The sequence below is a fragment of the Ralstonia pickettii genome, assembly GCF_001699815.1.
Lineage (GTDB): Bacteria > Pseudomonadota > Gammaproteobacteria > Burkholderiales > Burkholderiaceae > Ralstonia > Ralstonia thomasii.
On sequence record NZ_MCGB01000093.1, the window covers coordinates 25,553 to 34,360 of the forward strand.

Consider the following 8,808-nt stretch of genomic DNA (forward strand, 5'->3'; position numbering starts at 1 on the left):
GGGTGCCCGACGGGTGTTGGCTAGACGACAGCCAGCTTGGGCCGCTCGTGTCGCGGCATGACCACGTTGCGGCCGGCGGCCTTGGCTTCATACAGCCGCCCGTCCGCCAGTCGAACGAGGTCTTCCAGCGTGTCGTCCTCGGCGGCAATGCCCGAATGCACCGCCACGCCGATGCTCACGGTCAGCTTGCCGTACGCGCTGCCAGCATTGCGCTCGTTGGCGGCCAGAACGGCAGCGCGGATGCTCTCGGCAACGCGCGCGGCGCCGCCCAGGTCGGTGTTCGGCAACACGGCGCAGAACTCCTCGCCGCCATAGCGGCCGGCAAAGTCGCCGGGGCGCTTGATGCTGTCGTTGATGCAGCGTGCCACCGTGCGCAGGGCGGTGTCGCCGGCGGCGTGGCCGTACCTGTCGTTGTAGGGTTTGAAGTCGTCCACGTCGATCATCAGCACCGCCATCGGGGTGTGATGCCGATTGGCGCGGCGCCACTCCACGTCGAGGGCGGAATCCAAGGCGCGGCGCGTGCCAAGTCCGGTCAGGCTGTCGGTATTGGCCAGCAGATGCAATTGCTGCTCCATCTCGAGCCGCTTGCGCAGCTGCTGCGCAAAGAGGAATGACAGCACGATGAACACCGCGTCAAGCATCAGCACGATGCCGCTGATCACCCATGCGCGCCGCCACCATTCAGCATAGATGTCTTCGGTGGCAAGGCCAACGGTGACGATCAGCGGGTGGTCGCCGATATGGCGGAAGCTGAACAGCCTCTCGATATCGTCAATGCCCGCGATGTCCACATACGAGCCTTCTGGTGCGAGCAGCCGCTTCTGGAACGCGGTGGCATCGGCCAGGTTGCGGCCGATGAGCTTTTCGTTGTACGGGCGCCGCATGAGCAGCGTGCCGTCGGTGCGGATCAGCGTGACGGTGGCGTGGGGCCCCAGGTTGATGCCGTCGAACAGCCGCCTGAAGTAGTTCAGCCGCAGCGTGCCGACCACGATGCCGTTGAATTCGCCGTGCGGGCCGTTCAGGCGCCGGCTGAGTCCCAGCGATCGCTCGAGGCCAGTCGCGCGCGGCATGAACGGCTCGCTGATATACAGCCCGACGTCGTCGGAGGCTTGATGTACTTGGAAATAATCGCGGTCACCGAGGTAAATGTGCCGCGGCGGCACCGAGTGCGAATCGATGACCACGTCGCCGGCCTTGTCGGTCACCAGCAGCGAGCCCAGGTCCTGCGCGTTGGTCGACCGGTCGAACAGCACGAGCTGGCGTACGGCGGGCGGCAGCGCCAGCATGGCGGGGTCGCGTACGCCGTCGATCACGGCCTGCAGCGACAGGTCGTACACCTCGATGTTGCGGGCAATGTCGCGCTGCAGGATCAGCGCGAGGTTGTCGGCGGCATCGCGCGCGCGGGCCAGTGCGTCCGAGCGCATTTCCCAGAGCGAGAGCGCGGTCAGCGCGGCCAGCACCAGCGACAGCGCCGACGCGCCGATGATCAGCAGAGAAGGCCGCCGCAGGAGTGCACCAGTGGCGCGCTGTAAAGGCATGCGCAGAATTGTGAAAATATTGAAAACGATCGCTTCAATGGTGTACCGGACTCCTCCTTCCTACGCAATACTGTCTAAGACTTCTTCAGCATACAAAACGTTTGCGGTTATCCATTCGATCCCGTTTGTGCAACGCTTTCTGGGGCGGCTGGCGCACGGTTTGCTGAGCATCGGCTGAGTGCCGCACCCGTGGCGCCGAGCCCGCCGCCGGCCCGACATATGCCCATGCCGTCCTCCATGTCATCCTGTTAAGCCGGCTTTGCCTATTCTGGGTAAGCATCCTTGGAGAACGCCATGCCAGAGCCAGACGATCGCGCCTCACCCACCCCGGCGCCCGCCAACCCGCATCCGCCCGTGGCCGATACGCATGAGGAAGCCCTGCTCGACGAGGGCCTTGAGGAAACCTTTCCTGCGAGCGACCCGGTTTCCGTCGACGCCGGCAAGCCCAATGTGCCGCCCAAGCCGCCGGAGAGCGCGCCCAAACCGTAAAATGCGGACTGCGTGTCAACGAATCGGCTGCTTCAGCCGTATTACGTAGGCCGCAAACAACGTGCGAATCCAGCACACGGGCCGTCTGAAGCGCGGGTCGAGAGAAAACCGGCGCGCGCGACAAGCCCGTGCCGGTAGGCCAGGCTCCAATCAAGACGTCGATACCGTGCGGAGCGTGGTCTTCGGCGGTTTGTCTTGCCGCGCTCTCCCACTTCTGCGGGTCCGGATTCGCATATCGCTTCGACCCGGCACTCCGCCAAGCCAGCAGGATTTCGTTTTTCACCATGCCTGACGCCGCGTCCAACGACGCCAGTCCAACATCGCGCCGATCTTCGGCCCGCACCCCGCCTGCCGCGCCCGCCACGCCCGTGCGATCCGAATCGGGCCTAGGCCTGGCCGGCTGGATCGTGGTCGGCATGGTGCTCGTGCTTGGCGCACTCGTGTTCGACAGCCTGTATGCGCTGCTGGACCACGTGCACTACGCCGATATGGTCGCCGCGCTGCAGGCTACGCCGCGCTCGCACCTGCTGCTGGCCGTGCTGGCCACGGCGCTGAGCTACGTCGCCCTGACCGGCTACGACGCGTCCGGCCTGCGCTATGCCGGCGCGCACGTCGCCCCAGGCACGGTGGCCACCACCTCGTTCATTGCTTATGCGCTGGGCAACACCGTCGGTCTCGGTTCGCTGACGGCCGGGGCGGTGCGCACGCGCTTGTACACGGCGGCCGGGCTCGATCCTGCCCGTGTGACAGAAGCGGTCGCCTTCGATGCGGGCGCGCTTGGCGTGTCCACCACGGCCTTTGGCGCGGTCGGGCTGCTGTGGGGCGCGCCGCACATCGCTACCATTACGCATTTGCCGGCGCCGTTGCTCGAAGTCGTGGCCCTGCTGGTGCTGGCCGGCGTCGTGGCGTTGCTCGTGCTGTGCATGCGGCAGCGCCATGTGACGCTGTTTGGCCGGTGGGAGGTCCGCCCGCCGCCGCCGGGCTTGGCCGCGCGTCAGTTTGCGATTTCAGCGGCCGACATGATTGCCGCGGCGGCGGCGCTGTGGGTGCTGATGCCGGCAGGCGCGGTCGACCTACCGACGTTTGTGGCGTTCTATGCGCTGGCGGTCACGCTGGGCGTCCTGAGCCAGAGCCCGGGCGGCCTGGGTGTGTTCGAGGCCGTCATCCTTCTGGGCTGCAGCGGCCAGGCGCCGCCGGCCGAGGTGCTGGCCGCGCTGCTGTTCTACCGCGCCATCTATTTCCTGCTGCCACTGGTCGTGGCCGCTGCCATGCTTGGCGCCTTCGAGTTGCGCTCCGGCGCCGGGGCACCGTTCGGCCGCGCTGCGGTCAAGTTGTCGCCGGGGCTGTTGGCCGCGCTGACGATGGTGGCCGGCGTGATGCTGCTGGTCTCGGGCGTCACCCCTGCCAGCGACGAAGCGGAAGACCTCCTGCGCATGCACGTGCCGCTGTTCGTGGTGGAAGCCTCGCACATGATCGGTAGCGTGGCGGGGCTCATCATGCTGTTTGTCGCACGCGGGCTGCTGCACCGGCTGGATGCCGCGTGGTGGGCGGCGCTGGTGCTGTCGCTGCTGACCGGCGTGCTGGCGCTGCCCAAGGGCATTGCCGTGTCGGAGATGGCGGTGCTGGTGACGCTGGCGGTGCTGCTCGTCATCTCGCGCCGGCAGTTCGATCGGCCGTCGTCGCTGTTCTCGCAGCGGCTGGAGGCGGGGTGGCTGCTCGCCATGGTGTGCGTGTTTGCGGCGTGCGTGTGGATTCTCTTCTTCGCCTACCGCGAGGTGGCCTACGCCAACCAGCTCTGGTGGCAATTCACATTTGACGGCGATGCGCCACGTTCCATCCGCGCGCTGATGGCCGTGGCCGTCACCGGGCTCGGCTTCGGCATGTGGCAGCTCTTTCGCAAGGAGCCAGGCGTTACGACCTTCCCGAGCGACGAAGAACTCGCCCGCGCGGCCGAGATCGTCCGCAAGCAGCCTGCCGCCGATGCCACGCTCGCGCTGATGGGCGACAAGAGCCTGCTGTTCTCGCCGTCGGGCAACGCGTTCATCATGTACGCCAAGCAGGGGCGCTCGTGGGTGGCGCTGTCCGACCCCGTGGGCGCGCAGCAGGAGTGGCCCGAGCTGATCTGGCGCTTTATCGAAATGGCCGACGCGCATGGCGGGCGCGCCGCGTTCTACAAGACGCGGCCGCAGACGCTGCCGCTGTATCTCGATGCCGGCCTGCGTGCCTACAAGCTGGGCGAAGAGGCGTATGTGTCGCTGCCCGACTTCAGCCTCAAGGGCTCGCGCCGCGCCAATCTGCGCCATGGCGTGACGCGCGGCGAGCGCGAAGGGCTGTCGTTCGAGATCATCCCGACGGCAGACGTGCCGACCGTCCTGGACGAATTGCGGGCCATTTCCGATGAATGGCTGCGCAATCAGAACGCGCGCGAGAAAGGCTTCTCGCTCGGCGCATTTGACGACCGCTACATCCGCAGCCAGCCCGTGGCCGTGGTGCGCCGCGAGGGCGTCATCGTGGCGTTTGCCACGCTGATGTGCCCCGATGTGCTGCGCATCGAGGCGAGCGTGGACCTGATGCGCTATCGCAGCGACGTTCCGCCCGGCACGATGGATTTCCTGTTTGGCAAGGTCATCCTGCACTTCCAGGCGCAGGGGTATCAGCGTTTCGGGCTGGGCATGGCGCCGATGTCGGGCATGGTTGAGCATCAGCTTGCGCCGCGCTGGCACCGCTTCGGACGGATGATGTTCCGGCACGGTGCGCGCTTCTACAATTTCAGAGGGCTGCGCAATTTCAAGGACAAATTCGAGCCGGTGTGGGAAGCCCGCTACCTGCTCGCACGTGGCGGTATCGCGCCGCTGTTCACATTGACGGACGTCGCTGCGCTGATCGGCGGCGGCTTGAAGGGAGTGATCTCCAAATGAGTTGGCAAGCACCGCGCACGCAAGAGGCGCGGCATCGGGGAGTGCTACGCAAAGGCTTGCGTTTGGCCGGGCATGTGGGTGCGGTCGGCATGGTGCTGGCAGCGTCCTGGGCCATCGCCGCCGACGCTCCTGCGCCTACATCCAAACCGACGCCCGTGCAGGGCGCGGTGCTGGTTCCTCCCGTGGGCATGACGGGCGCCAGTGGTGTCGTGGCAGTGCCGCCGCGCGGTGACATGCCGCCTCGGCTGCAAATGAGCGGGCCGGCCGTGACGGCCAACAAGGCTGCCAACGGCGGCGTGCTGTCGCTGCCGGTGGTGGCGCCCGCTACGCCCGCCGCCGCACCGGGCGCGGTCGAGTTCGTTACGCACGGGCGTTTTCGCGATGTGCCGGTCTATAAGCCGAAGGGCGAAATCCGCTCCGTCGTGCTGATGCTGTCGGGCGACCTGGGCTGGACGCCCGCCGCATCGCGCATGGCAGAGAGCCTCGCGCAGCAGGGCGCATTGGTGGCAGGCCTGTCGACGCCTGCGCTGTTCGCCAGCCTGGAGGCAGATCCGGGCGATTGCGCTTTCCCCGATGGCGATCTCGAAAACTTCAGCCGCTTCCTGCAGGCCTACGAAAAGGTGCCCGGCTACTACCCGCCCATCCTCGTTGGCGACAACGAAGGCGGTGCGCTGGCCTACGCCATGATTGCCCAGGCGCGCCCGAACATCTTTGCCGGGGCCATGTCGATGGAGTTCTGTCCGGTGCTGGAGCTGCGCAAGCCGTTGTGCAAGGGCGAGGGCGTGCACTTCAGCCGCCGCATGAGCGAGAGCCGCACCACGGCCAAACGCGTCAAGCCGCCCGAGAACGCCGGGGTGGTGCTCCTGCCGGCCACGAAGTTGTCTGCGCCTTGGGTGGCGCTGCAATCCGCCATGCCGACGTCGTTTGCGCGCCGCTCCGGTCCGCTGTGCGACGCGCGTGCCACGCAAGCCTTCATCGATACGATTTCCGGGGCGCAATCGGTGGCGTTGCCGGCCATGGCAACGGGCGCCAATGCGCCGCCTGTGACAGCCAGCGAACCGTTCAAGACCGCCTTCGCCAAGCTTGTCGCCCAGCGCAAGCCGCCGCCCCCGCCGCCGCCCGCGGCGGTGTCTGACCTGCCGATCATCGAAGTGCCCGCGCAGCCCGGGTCATCGTCCGAGTTGTTTGCGGTGCTGCTCTCGGGAGACGGCGGTTGGGCGGGGCTGGACAAGGAGGTTGCGGCCGCGCTGTCCAAGTCGGGCGTGCCCGTGGTGGGCATCGATTCGCTGCGCTACTTCTGGACGCCCCGCACGCCGGCCTCTGCCGCCGCCGACATGGACCGCCTCGTGCGTTTCTATGCGTCGCGCTGGAAGAAGCAGAAGGCCCTGTTGATCGGCTATTCGCAGGGCGCAGACGTGCTGCCCTTCATCGTCAACCGGTTGCCAGCGGCGTCGCGCGAGCATGTCGCGCTGGCGGTCATGATGGGCCTGGGCAAGCGTGCCGATTTTGAGTTCCACATGACCAACTGGGTGTCGAGCAGCGCCTCTGGCTTGCTGATCCTGCCCGAGGTGCAGAAGCTGCCGGCGGGGCTGGGCATGTGCATCTACGGCAAGGAAGAGAAGGACACCAATTGCCCGGGCCTGGATCCGAAGCAGGTGCAGCTCGTGAAGCTGCCTGGCGGCCATCACTTTGATGGCGATTACGCCAAGCTCGCGCGCATCAGTCTCGAAGGCGCGCGTGCACCGGGCAACGCCTCGCGCTGATACGCCGGTCCCGGGGCTGACGCGCTTCGCGCACCGTGTTGTGCCCTGGCGTTGTCGCGCTAGGCGCCGGCCGGTGTGCTGGGCGTTGCGGCCAGCGACTGCACGCATTCATCCACGCTCAACTCGTGCAGCATCTCGGCACGCAGTGTGCTGTCGGTAGCGCGCTGCAAGACTGTCAGCGCGCGCGGCTTGAGGCGCACGAGCATCAGTTGCAGGCCGCGCGCCGCACATTCGGCGGCAAAGACGCGCAGCGCTTCGATGGCCGAGCCGTCCACGTCCGGCGTTTCTTCCAGGCTCAGCATGATGGCGCGCAGCGCGGGCTCGTGCGGTTGTTGAAGCATCGCACGAACCTTGCCGAGTACGCGCTCAGTGTTGGCGAAGAACAGGGGCACTTCGGGCCGGACGATCAGCACACCGGGCACGGGCTTGGCCTCCGGGTGTAGAGACACGTCGACGAAATCATGGCTCTCGCGCAGGCGGCCGAGCACGCTCACGTTGGGCTCGGAGAGCTTGCGCAGGGTGAGCAGCAGGCTCACGCCAATTGCGGCGAGCAACCCGTGCAGCACGCCCAGCACCAGCACGGCGAGCAACGCGGCAATCACCACCAGCCGATCGCGGTGCCAGGCCCAGTACGGTTTGAAGACGGCCGGATGCAGCGAATGGCTGACCGCAAAGATCACGATGGCCGCCAGCACCGGCTCGGGAATGCGCGCAAGCTCCGGCAGGAACAGCCACACGATCAGCGCCACCACGACCGCCGCGCACAGCCCGGCCAGACGCGATTGCGCGCCCGCGGCTTCGTTGGCAGAAGTGGCTGAATACCCGGCGCCGACGGGCATGCCGTGCAGCAGGCCCGAGAGCAGATTCGCACAGCCCAGTGCGACGAGGTCGCGGTTGGCGGAGATGCCATCGCCGTGCTTGAGCGCGAAGTTGCGGATGGAGCCGTAGGATTCGGCGTAGAGGATCAGCATGAGCGCAAAGCCGAGTTCGGCGCTTTGCATCCATTGCACCCGGTTCAGCGCCGGCACGCCGAAGCTGATGTTCTGCAAGTCGATATGGCCGACCACGGCAATGCCATAGCTGTGCCAGTTGATCCAGTAGCCGGCCGCGATGGCGAGCACGATGACGACCAGCGTGGCCGGAACGCGCCCCCAGCGGCCCAGGCCGAAGAGCAGGGCGAGTGCGATGGCACCCAATGCGGTGCTGTACGGGTTGGCACTGGCCGCGCTGCTGATCAGGTCCAGCGCAACGCGTGGCGTGTCGCTGTGGTGAACCGTTACGTCGAGGATCTTGGGCAATTGCTTGACGGCAATCGTCAGCGCCAGCCCGAACGTGAAACCGCGCAGCACCGGCCGCGCGATGAAATCCGACATGCCGCCCAGCCGCGCCGCACCGGCCAGGATAAACAGCACACCCGTTGCGATGATGAGCGCCGCCGCCATCGTGAGCGCCGTCGCACTGCTGGCGCCGGGCTCCGAGAGCACCGTCGCAAACAGCACGGCGGCCGACGATGACGTGGCCGAGACAATCGCAAAGCGGCTCGAGCCGAGCAACGAGTAGACCACCAGACCGCACAGCAATGCGATCAGCCCGGCCTGCGGCGGCAGGCTGGCGATGCCCGCGTAGGCAACGGCTTCGGGCAGCAACAGGCCCGCAATCGAGAACCCGGCGATGACGTCGCGCACCGCGCGCTGCTGTGGCGGCTGGGGCGGCGCATCCAGCGGGGCGAAGCTCTCTGGGTGTTGCAGGGCGGCGGCGGGATGTTCGTTGCTCGGGGGCATGCGACGCGGTGATCCGGCTGAAATGGACGACGCCGCGACCCGGGCGGGCCGCGGCGTACGGGTTGGCTGCAGGCGTGTCTTACTTGGTACAGGCCTTGTTGCGGCTTGGGCGCATGCCGGCGGCCTTGGCGTCGGCTTCGGTCATGTATTCGCCTTGCTTGGTCTTGCCGTAGTAGCGATCGCCCGGGCAGTGGTAGACCTTGGTGCTGGCATTGGCCCATACCTTGTCGGGGCCGCCGCCAGGGGCAACGGTGGCCGCTGCGGCCGCGGCCGGTTTGGCAGGCGCTGCTGCTGCGGGTTTGGCTGCTGGCGCCGGAGC

At 67.1% G+C, this 8,808-nt stretch carries 5 protein-coding genes and 1 pseudogene; 3 read left to right on the forward strand and 3 right to left on the reverse strand.

The features are described from left to right. Positions 1-20: 20 nt before the first annotated feature. A complete protein-coding gene (locus tag BEK68_RS19765; RefSeq protein ID WP_024542226.1) occupies positions 21-1,538 on the reverse strand; it encodes a sensor domain-containing diguanylate cyclase in 1,518 nt (505 codons plus the stop codon). A gap of 294 nt (positions 1,539-1,832) precedes the next feature. On the opposite strand from BEK68_RS19765, the gene BEK68_RS19770 reads away from it, so the two are divergent. From BEK68_RS19770 to BEK68_RS19780, 3 genes are all read left to right on the forward strand, one after another. Continuing rightward, entirely contained in the window at positions 1,833-2,027 is a 195-nt protein-coding gene (locus BEK68_RS19770) for a hypothetical protein (RefSeq protein ID WP_004627872.1), read from the forward strand. Between the two features lie 284 nt (positions 2,028-2,311). Next, positions 2,312-4,945 carry a bifunctional lysylphosphatidylglycerol flippase/synthetase MprF gene (gene mprF, locus BEK68_RS19775; protein WP_012430116.1) on the forward strand — a complete coding sequence of 878 codons (2,634 nt, stop codon included), beginning with the start codon at positions 2,312-2,314 and terminating at the stop codon, positions 4,943-4,945. After that, positions 4,942-6,708, forward strand: coding sequence for a virulence factor (locus tag BEK68_RS19780; RefSeq protein WP_012430117.1), 1,767 nt, complete (start codon positions 4,942-4,944; stop codon positions 6,706-6,708). Before mprF ends, BEK68_RS19780 begins: the two co-directional genes overlap by 4 nt. A gap of 59 nt (positions 6,709-6,767) precedes the next feature. Here the strand turns inward: BEK68_RS19780 and BEK68_RS19785 are convergent, their stop codons facing one another. After that, positions 6,768-8,489, reverse strand: coding sequence for a SulP family inorganic anion transporter (locus BEK68_RS19785; RefSeq protein ID WP_012430118.1), 1,722 nt, complete (start codon positions 8,487-8,489; stop codon positions 6,768-6,770). Positions 8,490-8,568: 79 nt separating this feature from the next. Continuing rightward, positions 8,569-8,808, reverse strand: a pseudogene (locus BEK68_RS19790) (signal peptide protein); the annotation flags it as partial.

What these genes read in the sequence shown, in the direction of transcription:
- BEK68_RS19765 (WP_024542226.1), bottom strand. Translation starts at nt 1,538, where the DNA reads ATGCCTTTACAGCGCGCCACTGGTGCACTCCTGCGGCGGCCTTCTCTG.
- BEK68_RS19770 (WP_004627872.1), top strand. Translation starts at nt 1,833, where the DNA reads ATGCCAGAGCCAGACGATCGCGCCTCACCCACCCCGGCGCCCGCCAAC.
- mprF (WP_012430116.1), top strand. Translation starts at nt 2,312, where the DNA reads ATGCCTGACGCCGCGTCCAACGACGCCAGTCCAACATCGCGCCGATCT.
- BEK68_RS19780 (WP_012430117.1), top strand. Translation starts at nt 4,942, where the DNA reads ATGAGTTGGCAAGCACCGCGCACGCAAGAGGCGCGGCATCGGGGAGTG.
- BEK68_RS19785 (WP_012430118.1), bottom strand. Translation starts at nt 8,489, where the DNA reads ATGCCCCCGAGCAACGAACATCCCGCCGCCGCCCTGCAACACCCAGAG.